The 19053-nt window shown below is 46.6% G+C and carries 17 protein-coding genes; 10 read left to right on the top strand and 7 right to left on the bottom strand.

Going from position 1 to position 19053, the window contains the following annotated elements; all coding sequences use genetic code 11:
* The first annotated feature begins 115 nt into the window (after nucleotides 1–115).
* On the top strand, nucleotides 116–844 hold the full coding sequence (locus V2546_RS07350; RefSeq protein WP_329751957.1) for a DUF554 domain-containing protein: 729 nt from the start codon (nucleotides 116–118) through the stop codon (nucleotides 842–844).
* A 125-nt stretch (nucleotides 845–969) separates the two neighbouring features.
* Here the strand turns inward: V2546_RS07350 and V2546_RS07355 are convergent, their stop codons facing one another.
* A complete protein-coding gene (locus tag V2546_RS07355) occupies nucleotides 970–1956 on the bottom strand; it encodes a LacI family DNA-binding transcriptional regulator (RefSeq protein WP_117515177.1) in 987 nt (328 codons plus the stop codon).
* Between the two features lie 285 nt (nucleotides 1957–2241).
* Here V2546_RS07355 and V2546_RS07360 point away from each other — a divergent pair, with 285 nt between their 5' ends.
* From V2546_RS07360 to V2546_RS07400, 9 genes are all read left to right on the top strand, one after another.
* A complete protein-coding gene (locus tag V2546_RS07360; protein WP_329751958.1) occupies nucleotides 2242–3894 on the top strand; it encodes an ABC transporter substrate-binding protein in 1653 nt (550 codons plus the stop codon).
* A 137-nt stretch (nucleotides 3895–4031) separates the two neighbouring features.
* Complete coding sequence (locus V2546_RS07365; protein ID WP_117515180.1) at nucleotides 4032–5000, top strand: ABC transporter permease; 969 nt, start codon at nucleotides 4032–4034, stop codon at nucleotides 4998–5000.
* Nucleotides 4997–5866: an ABC transporter permease gene (locus tag V2546_RS07370; protein ID WP_142410662.1), complete on the top strand. Its 870-nt coding sequence runs from the start codon at nucleotides 4997–4999 to the stop codon at nucleotides 5864–5866. The genes V2546_RS07365 and V2546_RS07370 overlap by 4 nt, the downstream gene beginning before the upstream one ends.
* A gap of 15 nt (nucleotides 5867–5881) precedes the next feature.
* A complete protein-coding gene (locus V2546_RS07375; RefSeq protein ID WP_329751959.1) occupies nucleotides 5882–6862 on the top strand; it encodes an ABC transporter ATP-binding protein in 981 nt (326 codons plus the stop codon).
* A 1-nt stretch (nucleotide 6863) separates the two neighbouring features.
* A complete protein-coding gene (locus V2546_RS07380) occupies nucleotides 6864–7817 on the top strand; it encodes an ABC transporter ATP-binding protein (RefSeq protein ID WP_117551933.1) in 954 nt (317 codons plus the stop codon).
* Between the two features lie 32 nt (nucleotides 7818–7849).
* The gene (locus V2546_RS07385) at nucleotides 7850–9631 is read left to right on the top strand and encodes a CE1 family esterase (RefSeq protein ID WP_117515188.1); all 1782 of its coding nucleotides are present in this window, start codon (nucleotides 7850–7852) and stop codon (nucleotides 9629–9631) included.
* Nucleotides 9632–9663: 32 nt separating this feature from the next.
* Nucleotides 9664–11445 carry an alpha/beta hydrolase-fold protein gene (locus V2546_RS07390; protein WP_329751960.1) on the top strand — a complete coding sequence of 594 codons (1782 nt, stop codon included), beginning with the start codon at nucleotides 9664–9666 and terminating at the stop codon, nucleotides 11443–11445.
* A 192-nt stretch (nucleotides 11446–11637) separates the two neighbouring features.
* Nucleotides 11638–12231 carry a VOC family protein gene (locus V2546_RS07395; RefSeq protein ID WP_329751961.1) on the top strand — a complete coding sequence of 198 codons (594 nt, stop codon included), beginning with the start codon at nucleotides 11638–11640 and terminating at the stop codon, nucleotides 12229–12231.
* The gene (locus V2546_RS07400; RefSeq protein ID WP_329751962.1) at nucleotides 12219–13175 is read left to right on the top strand and encodes a carbohydrate kinase; all 957 of its coding nucleotides are present in this window, start codon (nucleotides 12219–12221) and stop codon (nucleotides 13173–13175) included. Before V2546_RS07395 ends, V2546_RS07400 begins: the two co-directional genes overlap by 13 nt.
* Before the next feature lie 106 nt (nucleotides 13176–13281).
* On the opposite strand, the gene V2546_RS07405 is transcribed toward V2546_RS07400, so the two are convergent.
* From V2546_RS07405 to V2546_RS07430, 6 genes are all read right to left on the bottom strand, one after another.
* Nucleotides 13282–13818, bottom strand: a complete 537-nt coding sequence (locus V2546_RS07405; RefSeq protein WP_329751963.1) for a VanZ family protein — start codon at nucleotides 13816–13818, stop codon at nucleotides 13282–13284.
* A 134-nt stretch (nucleotides 13819–13952) separates the two neighbouring features.
* Complete coding sequence (locus tag V2546_RS07410; RefSeq protein WP_329751964.1) at nucleotides 13953–15233, bottom strand: DUF1576 domain-containing protein; 1281 nt, start codon at nucleotides 15231–15233, stop codon at nucleotides 13953–13955.
* A 291-nt stretch (nucleotides 15234–15524) separates the two neighbouring features.
* On the bottom strand, nucleotides 15525–16544 hold the full coding sequence (locus V2546_RS07415; protein WP_329751965.1) for an NrtA/SsuA/CpmA family ABC transporter substrate-binding protein: 1020 nt from the start codon (nucleotides 16542–16544) through the stop codon (nucleotides 15525–15527).
* 250 nt (nucleotides 16545–16794) lie between these two features.
* Nucleotides 16795–17511 carry an ABC transporter ATP-binding protein gene (locus V2546_RS07420; protein WP_215701890.1) on the bottom strand — a complete coding sequence of 239 codons (717 nt, stop codon included), beginning with the start codon at nucleotides 17509–17511 and terminating at the stop codon, nucleotides 16795–16797.
* Nucleotides 17498–18268: an ABC transporter permease gene (locus V2546_RS07425; protein WP_329751966.1), complete on the bottom strand. Its 771-nt coding sequence runs from the start codon at nucleotides 18266–18268 to the stop codon at nucleotides 17498–17500. The genes V2546_RS07420 and V2546_RS07425 overlap by 14 nt, the downstream gene beginning before the upstream one ends.
* Nucleotides 18265–18867, bottom strand: coding sequence for a hypothetical protein (locus V2546_RS07430; RefSeq protein WP_329751967.1), 603 nt, complete (start codon nucleotides 18865–18867; stop codon nucleotides 18265–18267). The genes V2546_RS07425 and V2546_RS07430 overlap by 4 nt, the downstream gene beginning before the upstream one ends.
* Nucleotides 18868–19053: the final 186 nt, after the last annotated feature.

A 19053-nucleotide genomic window follows, 5' to 3' on the forward strand; every position in this document is an offset into this window, starting at 1 on the left:
AGGTAAAGTGTTTGCGCTATACCGTACTTTGTGCTAAAATTAAATAACGAACTGTCAATTCTGCGGTGCAGGGACTCCCTTGCACCGCAGTTACTTGTGCAAAGGAGAATGATGCATGCCAGTAGGAATTATCATCAACGCCCTGTCCGTCGCCATCGGTGGTGTGGTCGGGGCTTTATTTGGGCATAAGCTGCCCACAAGGATCAATTCGGAGCTCACGAAGATCTTCGGCGTCTGCTCTATGGGAATGGGCGTAAGTTCCATCGGCCTTATGAAAAATATGCCCACCGTTATTTTTGCGGTGATCATTGGAACCGCGTTTGGACTGGCGGTGAATCTCGGCGGGATCATCAACTACGGCGCGGCGTGCATGGAGAAGCCGGTCGGAAAGATTTTCCCGAATAAGAATACGTCCATGTCCAGAGAAGAGTACATGACGATGCTCGTGACGATCATCGTGCTGTTCTGTGCCAGCGGAACGGGAATTTATGGTTCCCTGGACTCCGGAATGAGCGGTGACCACACGATCCTGATCTCCAAGTCCATCCTGGACTTCTTTACTGCGATGATCTTTGGAGGAACCCTGGGAATGGTGGTTGCGGCTGTTGCGATCCCACAGTGCATGATCTTTCTCGCGATCTTCGCTGCGGCGAAGTTCATCTTTCCGCTTACCACACCGGATATGATCGCGGACTTCAAGGCCTGCGGCGGTTTCCTTCTTCTGGCCACAGGTTTCCGCATCGCAAAGATCCACAACTTCCCGGTTGCTGATATGATCCCCGCCATGGTGCTCGTCATGCCGGTGAGCTGGTTCTGGGGGAATGTGGTGGTGCCGATGCTGTAAATAAAAAAGCTTTTTCAGTACATGTTTTAGAGGAATAAAACTGATGCTGAAAAAGCTTTTTTGTTTGCGTGGAAGTTCAAATAGAACTTCCTATGTATGAGAAAATGATATAAAAATGGGAGGACTCAATCGACCGGAAGAAATTCTGCTGGGAGTATGATTCTTTGAATCGGCATATCAGGATGGGAAAGGCGTTCCAGAAGCTGCTTTCCTGTTGCGCGCCCCATTTCGGCAACTGGCTGCTTGATCAGGCTCATATGCTGAAGACCATACTGTGCCTGTTCACTGTCTTTGTAACCGATCAGATCAATATCATGGTGGGGGCGGATTCCACGCTGATTTAAGATCATCATAGTCTCAATCGCCATAATATTATTGGAAATAACCAGAGCAGTACAGCCAAGCGCCAGAAGCGCATCGAGATTCTCAACTACCAGAGAAGTCATAGACGTTCCAGTACGGATCAGGGCTTCAGAAAAGATTCCATGTTTTTCCATCGTATCGCGATAGGCATCAAGACGTTCTTTTGTTGTGGAAATGCGGGGAATCCCGGTGATGAATCCGATTTTAGAATGTCCTTTCTTTATAAGGTATTCCACTCCATCGGACATGGCCTGATAGTTTGCGGAGATCACGGAATCATAGGGAGCGCCTAAAGGGGAGCGGTCAACTAAGACAACAGGAATACTGGGAGGAACGATTCCTGAAATATCAGAGTAGTTTTCAACCGTAGAGGCCAGAACAAAACCATCGACAATACCGCTGGATAAAATTCTCAGGTTGTCGATCTCGCGCTCTTTCGTTTCCTTTGTATTAATAACGAGCAGCTTGAAGCCTTCTTTGGAGATAACGTTTTCAACTTCCTCGATCATTGTCGCAAAGAAGGGATTTGAAATATCAGGTACAATAAATGCAATTAAATTTCTCTTTCCCGTCTTAAAACTTCGTGCAGTCGCATCAGGACTGTAGTGAAGTTCTTCGATACTTTTTAGAACGAGCCGTTTCGTTTCTTCTTTTACATAACGGGTATTATTGATGACATGGCTGACGGTGGCAGTAGATACGCCGGCAAGGGCAGCGACATCACGAATACTAACTTTTGACATATGCATTTATTCCCCCTTCACAACACTGTAAAACGTTTAACATAAGTATATCACCCAAAAATATTGATGTCAATTAAATAAAACAAGACAAATTAACCATAACGCAAAACTGAAGAATATGTAAAAAGTACACAAAAAAGCGAAAAAGTATTTGTAAATTAGTAATAATTGACAATACATATATGGCGGGGGTATAATGAAGCCACAGAACAAGTTAAACGTTTACGCAAACGTTTGACAGAACGAGTAATGGTCCATCGGGGACTATATAACAAAAAAGGAGAGGACGATATGAAGAAGAGTGCGAAACGAATTTTTGCAGGCGCTATGGCAGCGGCAATGATGCTTTCGTTGACAGCATGCGGCGGAGGCAGTTCAACGGAAACAACGGCGGCGGCAACAACGGCAGCAGCTGGAACTGAGACAGCAGCACCGGCAGGTGATCAGGAGAAGGTTGTTAAAATTGCATATACTTCAGACCCGGGTTCCCTTGGAACATTCGATGAGGGATCTTCCAGCGGACGTTGGACAGTTCTGGCGTATACATATGAGAACCTGATCTATATGGGTGGTGATGGTGAGTACTACGGAATACTTGCGAAAAACTGGGCAAAGAACGAAGCGGAATCTACTCCGACAAACGCGGTATGGGATATCGAACTTTACGATTATATTAAAGATACAGCGGGAAACAATATTACCGCAGACGATGTAGTATTCAGCTTTAACGAGTGTCTTGAAAATGGTAAGGGAAACCAGCATACAGCATTGACCGGTTCCCTTGTATCAATTGAAAAGACCGGCGATTATACAGTAAAACTTGTGTGCAATAGTGAGGCAGCAGGAGAAGTTGAGAATATGCTGACTCAGGTTATGATCGTTTCAGAGAAAGCATACAAGGACAGCGGAGACTGCATGAGAACCATGCCGGTTGCAACCGGTCCATACAAGGTTGAGTCCTGGGTAACAGGTTCTTCCCTCACTCTTGTAAAGAATGAAGACTATTGGCAGAAGGAAGATCTTCGTGCTGAGTGTCAGGAGCAGAATGTCGATAAGATCGAATATTATTTCGTTACAGAGTCCTCTCAGATCGCAATCGGACTTGAGACCGGTATTTATGATGTTGCGACCTCTCTGAACTATTCAAATGCAAGCCGCTTTATGGAGGGCGGAGAGAGTGCTGCGAACTTTAATGTAGAAGAAGCCCGCGATAACTATATTCAGCAGATGTGGATCAACCGTTCTACAGAAAGTCCGTTAAACGATCTTAAAATTGCGCAGGCTGTTCTTTACGCGATTGACCAGCAGGGACTGATCAATGTGGTTATGGAAGGCCATGGTGAGCCGGTTTACTGCTATGGCAGTGATTTAAACATTGGATTCCAGGAAAAATGGAAAACAGAGGATTATTATAACTATAATCCGGAAAAAGCAAAAGAACTCTTAAAGGAAGCCGGAGTTGCTGATGGAAGTCTGAAACTTACAATTCTTTGCGATACAGATGAGGTTCGTGTAAAGACTGCACAGATCATTCAGGCATACTTAAAAGAAGTTGGAATTGACAGTGAGGTTACATCCTTTGAACAGGCTCTCTGGAATACATACCAGACAGACCCGGCTAAGTTCGATCTTAATATTTCCTATAACGGGGCAACCGGTTATATTACCCGTATCTGGAACCAGTTAAACAGCACACGTTACGCAGAGCATAACATGGCAATGGTAAGAGATGACAAACTGGACAATCTCCTGATGACAGCGGCTGTTTCTCAGGACGATGCGGACATTGATGCTGCAAAGCAGTACATGGTTGAAGAAGCTTATCATTATGGTCTCTTCCATAAAGACAACTACTATATTACAAACAAGAATAAGATTACAAGTGCAAAATACAGCATCCGTTCCAACTTCCTTCCGGGCGCATCTACTTACGTTTGGAACTAAGCTTATGGAATAAAAATGAATGAAAATTGCAATGCAGTTTTTATAGTTACATGACAACAATCATCGGCGTGCAGGAACCATATAGTTGGATTCGGCACGCCGATTCCTAAAAACAGAGGTATTTGGGAGGAAGAAGAATGATCAGATTTATTGGCAAACGAATTCTGCAGATGATACCTGTAGTACTGCTCGTTGCGACATTGATCTTCGGTATTCTGTACCTGGTTCCCGGTGATCCGGCGCAGATCATGCTGGGGAGTACAGCGTCGGAATATGAACTTGCGGAGATGAGAGAACAGCTTGGTTTAAACAGACCATTTATTGTGCAGCTTGGAGAGTTCTTATCAGACGTATTTCTTCATTTTGATCTGGGTGAATCTTATCTGACAGGTGCTCCGGTTGCGGGAGAAATTATGCAGAGACTTCCAAGAACACTGATTCTGGGAATTGCCTCAATGGTATTAGCGTTTGGTATCGGAATCCCGCTTGGCGTAACGGCAGCGGTTCACCAGAATGGCTGGGGAGACAGAATCAGCATGATCATTGCGCTTCTCGGCGTTTCTATTCCGACATTCTGGCTTGCAATGCTGTTTGTACTCTTATTTTCATTAAAACTTGGCTGGTTCCCGGCAAGCGGAATCGGCGGTTGGGAGTATTATGTACTTCCGACAGTTTCACTTTGTTTCGGTGGTCTTGCCACTCAGGCACGACAGGCGAGATCAAGTATGCTTGAGGTCATCCGTGCGGATTATGTTGTCACAGCACGTTCAAAGGGACTGACCCAGCGAGAAGTTATCTTAAAGCATGCACTCCCGAATGCATTGAACCCGATCATTACACTGGCAGGAACTAACCTTGCGGTTATTTTCGGCGGTTCCATTGTTATCGAAAACGTATTCTCATTTCCGGGAATCGGCCAGTATATGATTACGGCGATCAATCAGCGTGACTATCCGATCGTTCGTGGCTGCGTTGTCATGCTTGCAGTAGTATTCGCGGTAATTATGCTGTTAGTTGATCTCTGTTACGCGTTTAATGATCCGCGAATTAAGGCGCGTTACGAGAATCAGGGCAAAAAGAAGAAACCGAGCAAGGAGGGAAAATGATGGCGAAGGACAATACATATAAAAAAGAAAATGCGTTTCTGGTCCTCGCAAAACGGATGTCCAGAAACAAAAACGCAATGTTTGGTCTGACATTATTTGTGATCCTGGTTCTGGCGATTATCATTGTCCCGATCGTTTCTCCGTATCAGTATGATAAGATGGACGTCATGGCAATCAAGCAGGGACCGTCATCTGCGCACCTGTTTGGCACAGATGATCTCGGAAGAGATATTTTTACCAGAGTCTTTTACGGCGGAAGATATTCCTTAAGTATCAGTATTGCGGCAGTATTATTTTCAACCGCTATCGGTACAGTCGTTGGAGCGATCGCAGGATATTTCGGTGGTGCAGCCGATACGGTCATTATGAGACTTCTGGATGTTATCCAGGCAATTCCGTCGATGCTTTTAACGATCATTATTTCCGCGGCTCTCGGTGTTGGAATTGATAAAACAATTATTGCGATTGCAGTCGGAACGATTCCTGGCAATGTCCGCCTCTTAAGAGGAACGGTTATGCAGACACGTGAAAACCAGTATCTGGAAGCTGCAGAAGCAATCGGCTGCAGTACCGCAAGAAGAATTATGAAGTATGTTATTCCCAACAGCTGGTCTCCGTTGATTGTCTCTGCGACAATGGGCGTTGCAAAAGCGATCCTGGAACTGGCAGCTTTGAGTTACATAGGTCTTGGCGTACAGCCGCCGACTCCTGAATGGGGAGCAATGCTGGCAGGCGCAAGAGGATTCCTTCGTGATTATCCGTACATGCTGATTTTCCCTGGATTATTTATCGCAATTTCAGTTCTCTGCCTGAACATGTTTGGTGATGGACTGCGCGATGCACTTGATCCGAAGTTAAAGGACTAAAGAGGGGGACATGTTATGAGCGAAAAATTTTTAAAGGTGGAGAATCTCGTTGTTGAGTATCGTACAGGTGGAAAAGTTGTACATGCGGTCAACAATGTTTCCTTTGAATTGGAAAGAGGAAAAACTTTAGGACTTGTGGGCGAGACCGGCGCAGGAAAGACAACCATTGCGAAAACGATTCTTCGTGTTCTTCCGGACGCTCAGGCGAAGGTCAAGAGTGGAAAGGTCATTCTGGATGGTGTGGATCTTTTATCTCTCAGCGAGGCAGCAATGAGAAAGGTCCGCGGCGGACAGGTCACGATGGTATTTCAGGATCCGATGACAGCGTTAAACCCAATCATGAAGGTTGGAGAGCAGATTGCGGAAGTAATTCGAAAACATCAGACAAGAGAAGATAAAACCGCAAGAGAGATGGCCGAAGATATGCTTGCTATGGTTGGTATTCCGAGAGAACGTTATGGAGAATACCCGCATCAGTTTTCAGGTGGAATGAAGCAGCGAGTTGTTATCGCAATGGCACTGGCCTGCAATCCACATCTTCTTCTGGCTGATGAACCGACGACCGCGTTGGATGTAACGATTCAGGCTCAGGTTCTCGATATGATGGATGACCTGAAGAAGAAATACAATACAGCCATGATCCTGATCACCCATGATCTCGGTGTTGTTGGAAGAATGTGCGACAATGTGGCAGTGATCTATGCCGGTGAAGTTTTGGAATATGGTTCAAAAGAGGAGATATTCCTTCACCCGCAGCATCCATACACCATCGGCCTTTTCGGAGCAATTCCGGATCTTTCTGTAGATACGCGGAGACTTGCCAATATTGAAGGACTCCCACCGGATCCGACAGATCTTCCGACAGGATGCTGTTTTAATCCGAGATGTCCGCATGCGACGGATAAATGCAGAACGATAAAATTCCCGTTGACAGAAGTAAGACCGGGGCATTTCTGCAGCTGCCCATATTGTGAAGCAGCAGAAAAGGAGGATTAGTATGGCACTTGTAGAGGTAAAAAACTTAAAAAAATATTTCTATGGTCCCAAAGGTGCTGTTCATGCGGTAGATGACGTAACGATGAATATTGATGCCGGAGAGACAATGGGTGTTGTAGGAGAATCCGGCTGTGGAAAGTCAACGCTTGGAAGAACGATCATCCATCTTCAGAAGAGTACGGGGGGATCTGTTCATTTTAATGGAAAAGATATTACAAATCCGACACCGCAGGAACTGAAAAAATTGAGAAGTGATGTTCAGATCATTTTCCAGGATCCGTATTCATCCCTGAATCCTCGAATGACAGTCGAGGATACGATTAAGGAACCGCTCTTAATTAGTGGAAAATGCGACAAGCAGAATGTAGACGCAGAGACAGAACGTCTGATGGATATGGTGGGTATTGCGAGACGAATCAAGATGAGCTACCCGCACGAACTGGATGGCGGAAGAAGACAGAGAGTAGGAATTGCGAGAGCGTTGGCTCTGGATCCAAAGTTCATCGTATGTGATGAGCCAGTATCCGCACTGGACGTTTCCATTCAGGCACAAATTTTAAATCTTTTGATGGATCTGCAGGAAGAACATGGACTTGCATATATGTTTATTACGCATAATATGTCTGTAGTACGCCATATTTCACATAATATTTCTGTTATGTATCTTGGACAGCTGGTAGAGACAAGTCCGACAAAAGAATTGTTTGCGGAGCCGCTTCATCCGTATACAAAAGCTCTTTTGTCTGCGATTCCGACAACAGATATTCTGCATCCAAAGGAAAGAATCGTATTAAAGGGAGAGATCACATCTCCGATCGACCCGCCGCCGGGATGCCGGTTTGCAGATCGCTGCGTTTATGCGACAGAAAACTGCAGAAAGCCACAGAAACTTGAGGAGATCAAACCGGGCCATTTTGTATCCTGCTGCAGAGTTCGTGAGATCAATTCTCTTTAAAAGTTGTGAGTTGGATAAACAGGGAGGTCATCATGGAAAAATATCAGAGCTTTCATTTCAGTCCGCTTAATAACCGTTCGATGCTGATGCCCAGAATTCCAAAAGGAACAGAGTATCATGTGGACAGCAGCAGGCTTGTAAACCCGTTTGAACCGATTCCGGAGGAAGTACTGAAGGGAAGAGCTCCATATAGCCTGTTGAATTCCGGATTTTTCAAGAAGGAGATAGAACTGGAAGGCGCAAAACGGCCGTATGGACTTTATGCACCGCAGAATCTTTGGTCAAAAGGTGCCTGCGCAGTGATCTTTGCGGAAAGTGGTGTTACAGCAGAAGAATTTATAAAGACAGGAAACTGGAAACAACTAGCAGATAAATATCTTGTCTCGCTGCTGATCCTGGAGAGCCCGAAGTGGGAAAAAGAACAGATTGAAAGAGAATTTGACTATGCATGGACGACTGTTTATCACGAATTCAGTAAGAGACCAACGGTCGATATCTGTGAGTCGTTTTTCTATCCGATCGGTTTGGGGGACGCCGCTGGCATAGCTGCCGCGTTTGCGCTTACATATAGTGCGACATTTCCGGCATTTGCGGTATGCGGAGACTGCAGCGTGGATCCAGAACTCCTTAATGTGTTGAGAAAATTACCGTCCGATGGAATTGATACATGGAAGAAAACAGAAATTGCAATGCCGGGATTTCTCATTGATAAGAAGGGAAATGCTGAAGCTGTATTCGAGTATATAAAAGAGATCAACCGCGTGAAAGAAGAAAATCTGATCAATCAGTATGGAAGCGTATATCTGGAGCAGCCGAGACGCGGAGCTTATTATGTAAACGAGCAGCCGATTTCGCAGGTATGGCTTGCGGATGAAAATAGTACAAAGAAATTTGACCAGAATGAAATAAATGAAGCAATGCTTCGGTTTGTCCTTCGTTTTTCCCTGTGGGGCGGATCTGGAAATAACCATCTGCGGCCGAAGAGAAGCTGGGAGGAAATCGGAGTAATAAGAGTAGAGAAAGAAATCGCAGGACTGCCAAGGTACTGGGATATCTATGTACCTTCCTGCTATAGGCCGGATGACAAAAAGGAATATCCGCTTGTTGTAGCAATTCATGGATTTTCCTGCAGCCCGGAATATTTTGAACAGACAAGTGACTGGCACCGGCTTGCCGAGGAACGTGGATTTTTTGTAGTTTATCCAGCCGCGTATCCGAGAAATGTAGGGAGAAGCAGATTTCCACTTCCAGGCTGGTGTGTTTGGCCGATCGATCAGGAAGGTGTGGACGAATCCGAATATTTCAAGGTAATGCTGGATGATATGGAAGAAAAGTATCCGATCGATAAGAAACGGATTTATGCGGTCGGACATTCTAATGGCGGACGGATGACACAGAGGCTTTCAAGGACAATGCCGGAACGATTTGCGGCATTTGGGCCGACGGGTGCACTGGGCGGCAAGTCGGCGGACGCAATCGAACCGATCGATGATCATATGAAATGCCCAATTGCGTTTATGATGGGCGAGTATGATATGGCTTCTCCGTCAGTGGAGGAAGGAAGTATTGCCCGAGAGACTTTGAAAGCATACTGCCGTGCAAACCATATGACGCCGCAATTTGAAAACTGGTATGATAATGGAATTTATCATACGTTGGTGATGTATGATAAGGATCATGTTCCTATGATCCGATATACGATCATGAAAGGCTGCCCGCATACATATACCGGAGAGATGGCACAGCTTACCTGGGATACATTCTTATGCCATTTTACAAGAGAGGCTGACGGAAGTATTCAATATCATGGATAATGACTGCTGCAATGCAGGAAGAGGTAAAGATTATGGGAAAATATGAGAGCTTTCATTTTAGCCCGGAAAATAACCGATCGATCTTAATGCCACGGGCACCAAGAGGAACAGAATATCACCCGCCGAAACGGAACAGACACAGAGAATTGTTTCCGCCGATCCCGGAAGATAAATTAAATCATAGCAGCCCGTATTATCAGTGTAATCTTGGAATTACAGAAAAAACGATCGTGATAAATGGTCAGGAGCGGAAATATGCAATCTATGTGCCGGATGGAATGATCTCAAAGGGAGCAGGGATTTTTGTATTCCCGGAAAATGGGACGAACGCGGAAGCATTTATTCATTCTGATAACTGGATCGCGCTGGCGGAAAAATATCATACAGCTTTGGTAGTATTTGAAAGCAGCCAATGGGACAGAGAACAGATTGATAAAGAATTTGATTATGCGTGGGAGATCATCACATTAGAGTTTGTGCAGCGGCTGACAGTCGATATCTGTGAATCCTATATGTATGTTATGGGATTCGGTGCCGGTGCGGAAATTGCCGCGGCATTTGCACTGACGTACAGTGCGACGTTTGCAGCTTTTGCGGCTGATGGAAACTGTGCGGTAGATCCTGAATTGCTGGAGATACTCGGAAAACTTCCATCGGATGGAGATTTGACATTAAAGAAAACAGATATTGCGATTCCCGGATTCCTGATTGACCGAAGTGGAAAAGCAAAGGAAACATTCGAATATATGAAGACGATTCTTCGGGCTAAAGAAGAAGGTCTGGCAAATGCATATGGAGAAGTTTATCTGGAGCAGCCGGAGCGCGGACAGTATTATGTTAATGCACAGCCTGTTGCACAGGCATGGCTTGGAAATTCCGAGAGTGTGAGTGAGGTATCACGGGAAACACTTAATGAAGAAATGATAAAATTTGTCCTGCGGTTTTCACGCTGGGGCAGTTTTGGAAATAACTGTTTAAGGCCTATGAGAACGCAGGAGGAGATTGGGGTTGTACGAGTAGAACAAATCGTAGAAGGTCTGCCAAGATATTGGGATATCTATGTTCCGTCCGGATATCGATCTGGAGATGGAAAAAAGTATCCTCTCGTTGTGGCGATTCACGGCATGTCCTGCAATGCAGAATATTTTGAACGTACCAGTGACTGGTATCGCCTTGCAGAAGAGAGAGGTTTCTTTGTATGCTTTGCGTCAGCATATCCTTATAATGACGGACTGGCAAAATTTCCGGTTCCGCACTGGGCGTTGGAATCAATGGGAGTTCCGCTTCATGATGAGGTGCCTTATTTTGAGAAAATGCTGGATTACATGGAAAAGACATATTCGATTGATCCATCCAGGATCTATGTGACAGGACATTCTAACGGTTCACATATGACGCAGGAACTGGCGCGGAGGATCCCGGAACGGTTTGCAGCTTTTGCTCCAACCGGGGCAATGGACGGGTGGGATCCACAGGTACGGCCATTGGAAGGCTGCGCACAGAGACCGGTATGGTTTATGCTTGGAGAATATGACATCGCTTCCGTATCGCTGGATCCGGGTACAATTGCGAGAGCAACACTTGAAAATTACTGCCACAGCAACGGAGTAGAACCGGGGTTTGAGAATTGGTACGATAATGGAAAATATCATACATTGGTAATGTATGATCAAAATCATGCTCCGATGGTGTGCTTTACAGTCATTCGAAGCTGCCCGCATACATACACAGCAGAAATGGCGCAGCTTACGTGGGATCACTTTATGTGCCATTTCCGCAGAAATGAAGACGGAAGTATCCGCTATGACGGCTGAAACAGAAAAACAACAGAGAAGGCAGGCTGACAGAGAATATAGAGGTGAAAGTGGATGGGCGACAGGTACATTTGGGGAGTGCAGCTTCTGGTAGAAGATGTGCCCGGTGCGAAAAGATGGCTTTGTGAAAATTTGTTTTTTGTGGAAGAAGAACATAAAGGGATGATTTGTCTGCGTAATGGAAATTTCCGGTTGGTTTTAAGAGAAGACAGGGAACATCTCGCAGACAAATACGGGCCGGATGATATGTGTCTGGGATTCCGACATATTGCGTTGGAGACACATGACATCGAGGCGGCGATTGCATATTGCGAAAGCCGGGGATTAAATCTGCAGCTCGGAGAAAACGGAGGACCGCGGTATAGTGGAAAAGTATATGGAACAGGAATGAATTATTTCAACATTATATCGGGATATGGATTTACGATAGAGGTCAGCCAGAAGCTGCACAAAAAGATTCCGCCGAACAGGACACCGATCTGTGGTCTTGAACATGTGGGACTACAGGTTTCAGACCTGTCTGCTGCAATTCAATTTTATGAGAATCTGGGATTCACCGCGTGCTTTGATCCGGTTGTAAATCATGTGGACGGACATACGATTCTCTGCTGTATGGTTGCTGCCGGTGAGACGGTAATTGAGATTTATAAATTTCATGATTTACCGGAACTTTCTGTCCAGAGACATCCGGTAATTGAGAGGCTTATTCTCGGAGGAAATGACTACTTGTCCGGGACAGCTCTGGAGAGAGTAAAATTTATGGAGGAGAAGGCATGTACGATATAACAGCACTGGGTGAAATCCTGATTGATTTTACGTATCAGGGAATCGGCAGAAACGGACAAAAACTATTTGCACAGAATCCAGGTGGAGCGCCGGCGAATGCGTTGACATCAGCGGCTCGTTTTGGGGCAAAAACCGCATTTCTGGGAAAAGCCGGAACGGATATGCATGGACGGTTTTTAAAGGAGATTTTAGAGAAGGAACAGATCGATACGAGAGGCTTTATCCTGGATGAAAGATATTTTACAACGCTCGCGTTCGTGGATCTGTCACCGGAAGGAGAACGTACCTTCTCATTTGCGAGAAAGCCAGGGGCAGATACGCAGATCACAGAGAAAGAACTGGATATGGAAATTCTTGGGAACACGAAAATATTCCATGTTGGTTCTCTGTCTTTGACGTCGGAACCGGCACGCAGCACTACGTTTGCAGCAATAAAGGCAGCCAAGTCAGCAGGCGCAGTCATCTCTTATGATCCGAACTACAGAGCAACGTTGTGGGAGAATGTGGAAACAGCAAAGCGCGAAATGAAAAGTTTGATTCCATTTGTGGATGTAATGAAAATTTCGGATGAGGAAACAGAACTTCTAACAGATGAGAAGAAACCGGAGCAGGCTGCAAAAGTGCTGATGGAGAAGGGAGTAAAACTTGTAGCAGTTACCCTTGGAAAAGACGGCGCATATATAGCAAATGCAGAAGGCGGAAAGAGAGTTCCCGGATTTGAAAGTAATGTGGTAGATACGACCGGAGCTGGAGATGCATTTTGGGGAACATTTCTTTATAAACTCAGTCAGTCAAATGAATCCATCAAAAAAATTACATTAGATATGGCGGTAGAATATGCCGGATTTGCAAATGCAGCGGCATCACTATGTGTAGAAAATTTCGGTGGAATTCCATCGATGCCGTTGCTTGCAGATGTAGAGAAGCGAATGAAAATAAAATAAGATTGTTTGGTGCGGGAGTCTCTGAAATGTGGGACTCCCATTTTTATGCGATAAGAAAATAATGAAATAAAAACAGATGACCATTTTGCTGATGTCAGCAAAATGGTCATCGCTGGGAAGAAGACTTTTTTATTGTACAAATAAGCGTTACGACTGCGCACCCAAAGCAGTCGATCAGCACGTCCGTAAACCGTCCTGCGCGGCCCGGGACGAAGAGCTGATGGAATTCGTCGGTGCAGGTGTAGAGGAAGACGATGGCGAGAGCGGTGAGAAGACGGCGTTTCATATTTAATGGCTGGTATGTAAAATGAAGTCCGAAACGGACGGTGCAGTAAAATACAAGATATTCCGTTATGTGGGCGGTTTTCCGGACGGGGAAACTCATGAGTTCGATGAGTTCGGCATACTGTGCCGGATTCCCGCGGAAGAAACCGAGTTTCGCCCCGATCAGCAGGATCAGTCGGCTCACGGAATCGTTCATTTCCGTGGATTCGACGGCCGGCTTTGAGGAGAACCAGAAGATCGCGGCGGCGACAAAGAGTGCCGGAATCCAGGCGAGCAGGCGAAGATAGATTGATCGGTTGTTGTTGAAAGCATTTTCTGATGAAAATGCAGGAGTCGTTTTTGGTTGCTTGTTATTCATTATCATTTCTATATAAAATCTTATTTACAGTCTGTATCGTTCGCAGCAATGGCCTTGAGGGCAGGAAATTCGAAGCAATACAATGGTTACGTTGTTTCATGGCAGATGCCAGCCGAGGTTTTTGCCCCAATTTCTTACAGGGAAACATCCTCCTTCGCCCGCGCCCGTCGATCCATGATCGAGTGGATCACTGGGACCATGAAAATTGCAACAATTCCACCTGCAAATCCATTATTATATAAATTCATGCCTCCATACACAATTCCGACATTTAAGGCGACGGAGGAGTGAAGGAATCCGGCGAGAAGTCCGACAAACACACCGAATTCTCCGGAGATGGGTGCCAATGTGGTCGAGAATAAAAGCGCCAGGATCGGTGACGGGGCATTGATGGTCCAGTGTTTCGTAAAACTTGCGAGGAGAACGCCGAACATGATCGGAGCGATGTTTCGGATATGTTTTCCGGTTGCGGAGAAGCCGATGATCGTGAAGATCCCGCCGATCGTCGGTCCGTTTAACTCGCCGCCGACTCCGAGAACAAAGATTGTTGCGAACAGCCCGTTGAGCGCCATGTTGAGGACGGTTGCAGCGCCGCCGTTGTCACGGAGATAGTCGGTTCCGCCGATCCCGGAACAGGATAAGATCTTCCAGTAAGAGTCTCCAACGTTCTTTCCGCCAAAGAGGAACGCGGCTGCGATCATGGCAATAAAGAGACCGCAGAGGATCGCAAACAGAAGCTGGTTGTTGCCCTCAGACCAGATCAGGCGGGATTCGGTGGTGATCCCGAAGGATTTCAGCACGGATACGATAACAGTGGCGATGATACCGGAGGAGAATCCGACGTTATAGAGCGAGTAGCCCTTATGCGCATAGTGGACATGGGTGGATAACGGCGGCAGCACGAAACCGATGATGAGCCCGACCGCGAGACTTGCAATGAGCCGGACTGCATAGGGCAGATCCGAGATATACATGATCTGCGTGATGATCGGGGACAGGCTGGTGCCGTAAAAACCGATGTAAATGTAGCTGGACATGTGTTTTTTGTGATAGTGGGAATAGAGGTATACGCCCAGAAGAATTGCCCAGATATTTAAAAGGTTCTTTCCAAAAAGGGAAAACCCGAACATCAGGCAGCTCGACGTGATCGTGTGTCCGTCCATCTCCATTCCGAGAAAATAGATCGTCCAGATGCAAAGAAGAGTCAGCAGACCGGCGTTAATAAAGGAAGTCCCGATCCCGCCGATCAGAAAGTAGTCTGTGATTAGGAAATCCGGTTCTTTGATGATCGTGATGAGACCGGGGATGATCTCAGTGACAGGCTGCAAAAACAGGCCGACGATCATGAAATAAATAGGGATCAGAGACAGAAGCCGGAACTTCTGAAGTCTTGTGAGTGGGTGGGAAATTGTCATGTACGTGTCCTTTCGAGAAAATAATATATGTGGGAGTATGTGAATGCACCATGTGTATCTTGAGATCATGAAGAAAATCTGGAAAACAGTGAATGCACGTTTTTTAGTATACCGTAATAATGGGAAAATAGGAAGAGTTTCCGCAGGGGACGGATGGAAAATGTGGATATTTTGCTCCGGGTTTCAAAAAACAAAAATAACCGCCCCTGTCCTTAGAAAACAGGAGCGGTTATTTTCGATAAACGTGTGAAATAAAATAAGATGCCAACAGAATATCAAACAGAGAACATCTTACTGGATAAACAGCGTATTCACATCCAGCTCGTTCTCGATCATGCCGGACTCATACATGAAGTCAGCAGTCTTCTGGAAACCTTCTTTGTCGGCGTCGGTGATCTCTGTGGAGAAATCGTAGTAGCCGTACATCTCTTTTACAGCGTCCACGTCGAGGTCAAGAGCTGCGGCAACAGTCTCCATGGTCTCGTCCTGGCTGTCAGACATGTAGGATGCGATCTCGTCCTGTGCAGCATTTAATTTCTCGATGACATCCGGATGCTCATCGTAGAACTTCTGGGTTGTTGCAACAGCGATCAGGGCGCTGATCAGGCCTTCACCGTCTGCAACGAGGTGGTAGCCCTGCTGTTCTGCGTTGTAAGCAGTTGCGCCTGCGAGCAGGGCAACATCAACGCTGCCGCCGTCAAGACCTGCCTTTGCGTCCGGGATGGTCATGTTTACATAATTTACATCGTCAAGAGTCATGTCTGCCTGAGCAAGGTAGGAGACAAGGAGCTCATGAAGGTTGGTACCGGTCGGTCCTGCGATCGTCTTGCCCTTTAAGCTCTCCGGAGTTGTCAGAGTCTCATCTTTGGAGTACATGCAGAATGCCTTCGGGGAACGGCTATACATGTTTAACACCTTGATGTCAGCGCCGTTTGCAGCAGAAAGGATCACGGAAGTTGCGCCTACTGCGTAAAGAACCTGAACATCGCCGGAAGCAAGAGCCTGTGTCTGGTCAGCACCGGAAGTAAGCTCTGCATACTCAACCGGAACGCCGAGCTCTTTCTCGAAGATTCCCTGGTCTTTTTCGATGATGGTCGGTACGTTTAACGGGGATGTCACATAAGTAACGGTGAGTTTGTCGATGGAAGTCGCTGTGTCAGATGCTGCAGCGGAAGTTTCCGCTTCTGTGGAAGCAGCTGCGGTTGTCTCTGCTGCAGAAGCAGCCTCTGTCTCTTTGCTTGTGGATCCGGAGCAGCCCGCAAGGGAAAATGTCATGCACGCCGCAAGTCCTAATGCGATCAGTTTTTTCATTTTGTGTTGTCCTCCTCATAATAAGTAGAAAATTAAATGTATGTGATATGCCTGAGTTGCAGGCGGATATCCATAAGAAGTCAAGAGATATTCGCAATCTGCTTTTGTTGCTTGTTCATAATCAAATAGCTGTTGCGCAACTTGTCAGAGATGGCTTGCTCCATCCCGATATAAGTAAGTCCCCGCCCATTGCTTATGCAATGCAGAGGTGTCCCTGACTTTGTTAAATTGAATTTTATATAAAATATATCTAATTAAGAAAATTCAACTGCTCTATAATCTCTCTCTTGAGCGCAATAAACTCCTCATCCAGCAGATTCCGCGCTCCGGCCGCTGCCTTTACCGGATAGACATGTTTCACGAGACCTTTTTCGATCACAACGATCTGGTCACCCAGGATCAGTGCTTCGTCGATGCTGTGGGTCACGAACATGATGCTGGAATGTTCCTTCTGCTGAACGCGGAGAAGTTCCCTCTGCATCTGTTCCCTCGTGAAATAGTCGAGAGCCGCAAATGGTTCATCCATCAGGATGAAGGTCGGTTCATATGCCAGTGCCCGCGCGATAGCCGCGCGCTGTTGCATGCCGCCGGAAAGCTGTGATGGGTATGCCTTTTCAAAGCCGGACAGGTTCACCGTGGAGACGATGTCCTGGATCTTCTCCTGATCGACCTGATTTTTCTTCAAACCGAAAATAATATTGTTCCAGACATTGAGCCATGGCATGAGCCGCGGTTCCTGGAACACAAAGGCGGTCTTGTGGGCGCCGTCCCAGCGAACCTCACCGCTGTCGGCGGATTCCAGACCGCCGGTGAGCCGCAGCAGAGTCGTTTTTCCGCAGCCGCTCTGACCTAAGATCACGGTGATCTTTCCTTCCGGGATTTCGAGATCGACGCCGTTTAAGACAGGAAACGTCCGGCCGTCAACCTGATATGTTTTATGAATGTCTTTTAATCTAATTCCAGCCATTTTCACCGGCTCCTTTCAGAAAGATGCTGATGAGAAGACCGAAGATCCGGTCTGTCAGATAACCTGCGATGCCGATGGTGAAGATGCCGACGATGACCTTGTCGGTCCGGGACATCTGCTGGGCAAACAGGATCATGTGTCCCAGACCGGTGGACGCTGCGACCATCTCCGCACCGATGATAGCGCGCCAGCTGTAGCCCAGACCGATGCGCATTCCTACGAGAATGTCCGCCATGGCGTAGGGCAGCATGATGCGGAAAAATTTTTGGCGTTCTGTGTAGCCAAACATGGTTCCAACCTCCAGAAGCTTCCGGTCACAGCCCGTAAATCCCTTGACGATGTTTAAATACATCGGGAAAAAGGAGGCCAGAACGATGATGACCGTTTTTGTAGTTTCGCCGATTCCGCACCATAAAATAAGTAGCGGGATCATGCTGAGCGGCGGTACGTTCTTGAAGAACTGCACCAGGTACTCATAGTAACCTGCGGAGGCCGGAATCATCGCCCGCAGCATGCCGAAGGCAAATGCCAGGATAAAGGCGATTACAAAGCCTTTTCCAACGCGCAGGAAGCTGATCCTTAAGTCACGGAAGAGTTCACCGCTTTGCAGCATTTTGCAGAAGCTCTGGAAGACCCGCCCCGGGGACGGGAGCACATAGGAACTTAAGATGCCTGCGCGGCAGACGATATACCAGACGGCAAAGACCGCAAGGATGCCGATCAGCGGCGGGAAATATTTTTTAAATTTTTGATTCATCGCACTCCATCTCCTCTGTGGCAGCCCTGAACACAGTACAAAAGCTCGATCAGCTTTGCGCTTTTCCAGTCATTTCCGGTCACATAGGACTCAATAGCCGGACGGCCGGATCGGCTGACAACGGAAAACGGCAGATTCTTAAAGAATCCCGGTGGGATCGGGCTTGCGTCCGGCGCGGGTTCCATCGGTTCGCCGATCGATGCGAGAAAGCGGTTCCATGGTACAAAATGAGTGTCTTTTAATTCCAACTTATTTCCCATGTCGGCTAAGATCCGGCATGGCGTTGTGATGATCTTTTCACCGTTCGCAAGATCCGGACGTTCTGCCAGTTCTCTCGCACAGTGGATCAGGATCGGCTCAATATCCGCGATCCGGATTTCAGGCTGCAGGGAATGTACCAGAGATACCGCTGCCGGACATCTCGCGTCCGCAAAAGTTCCATCTGCATGTTCCAAAAGCTCCCGGTACTTCCGAAGCACGATCTCGCCCCAGTCCCCCTGGCAGGTGACCCGTGTCAGCTGATGCCTCCGAAGCAGCCCCTCAAGCGCCGCCCCCGAGATCATCCTCTCCGATACCGGATTGATCCATAAATATGTCAAAGTAAAACTCCTTTCAATTAGCTGTAGCTAACTAACGGTATTCAGCATAGCAGATGAGTAGGGAAATGTCAATTGGGAATGGAGGTCTTTTATAGTTGAGGAGAATTTTAACTTGACAATCATAATATATAATGACATAATGACTATATAATAACATGTCAATAAATACCAAGGAGGAAAGTGAAT

It is taken from the genome of Clostridium sp. CM74B_53 (assembly GCF_036318045.1).
In the GTDB taxonomy this organism is placed as follows: Bacteria; Bacillota; Clostridia; order Lachnospirales; family Lachnospiraceae; genus Pilosibacter.

Excerpts from the sequence above, each read along its gene's own strand:
- V2546_RS07350 (WP_329751957.1), top strand. The coding sequence starts at position 116 with ATGCCAGTAGGAATTATCATCAACGCCCTGTCCGTCGCCATCGGTGGT.
- V2546_RS07355 (WP_117515177.1), bottom strand. The coding sequence starts at position 1,956 with ATGCATATGTCAAAAGTTAGTATTCGTGATGTCGCTGCCCTTGCCGGC.
- V2546_RS07360 (WP_329751958.1), top strand. The coding sequence starts at position 2,242 with ATGAAGAAGAGTGCGAAACGAATTTTTGCAGGCGCTATGGCAGCGGCA.
- V2546_RS07365 (WP_117515180.1), top strand. The coding sequence starts at position 4,032 with ATGATCAGATTTATTGGCAAACGAATTCTGCAGATGATACCTGTAGTA.
- V2546_RS07370 (WP_142410662.1), top strand. The coding sequence starts at position 4,997 with ATGATGGCGAAGGACAATACATATAAAAAAGAAAATGCGTTTCTGGTC.
- V2546_RS07375 (WP_329751959.1), top strand. The coding sequence starts at position 5,882 with ATGAGCGAAAAATTTTTAAAGGTGGAGAATCTCGTTGTTGAGTATCGT.
- V2546_RS07380 (WP_117551933.1), top strand. The coding sequence starts at position 6,864 with ATGGCACTTGTAGAGGTAAAAAACTTAAAAAAATATTTCTATGGTCCC.
- V2546_RS07385 (WP_117515188.1), top strand. The coding sequence starts at position 7,850 with ATGGAAAAATATCAGAGCTTTCATTTCAGTCCGCTTAATAACCGTTCG.
- V2546_RS07390 (WP_329751960.1), top strand. The coding sequence starts at position 9,664 with ATGGGAAAATATGAGAGCTTTCATTTTAGCCCGGAAAATAACCGATCG.
- V2546_RS07400 (WP_329751962.1), top strand. The coding sequence starts at position 12,219 with ATGTACGATATAACAGCACTGGGTGAAATCCTGATTGATTTTACGTAT.
- V2546_RS07405 (WP_329751963.1), bottom strand. The coding sequence starts at position 13,818 with ATGAATAACAAGCAACCAAAAACGACTCCTGCATTTTCATCAGAAAAT.
- V2546_RS07410 (WP_329751964.1), bottom strand. The coding sequence starts at position 15,233 with ATGACAATTTCCCACCCACTCACAAGACTTCAGAAGTTCCGGCTTCTG.
- V2546_RS07415 (WP_329751965.1), bottom strand. The coding sequence starts at position 16,544 with ATGAAAAAACTGATCGCATTAGGACTTGCGGCGTGCATGACATTTTCC.
- V2546_RS07420 (WP_215701890.1), bottom strand. The coding sequence starts at position 17,511 with ATGGCTGGAATTAGATTAAAAGACATTCATAAAACATATCAGGTTGAC.
- V2546_RS07425 (WP_329751966.1), bottom strand. The coding sequence starts at position 18,268 with ATGAATCAAAAATTTAAAAAATATTTCCCGCCGCTGATCGGCATCCTT.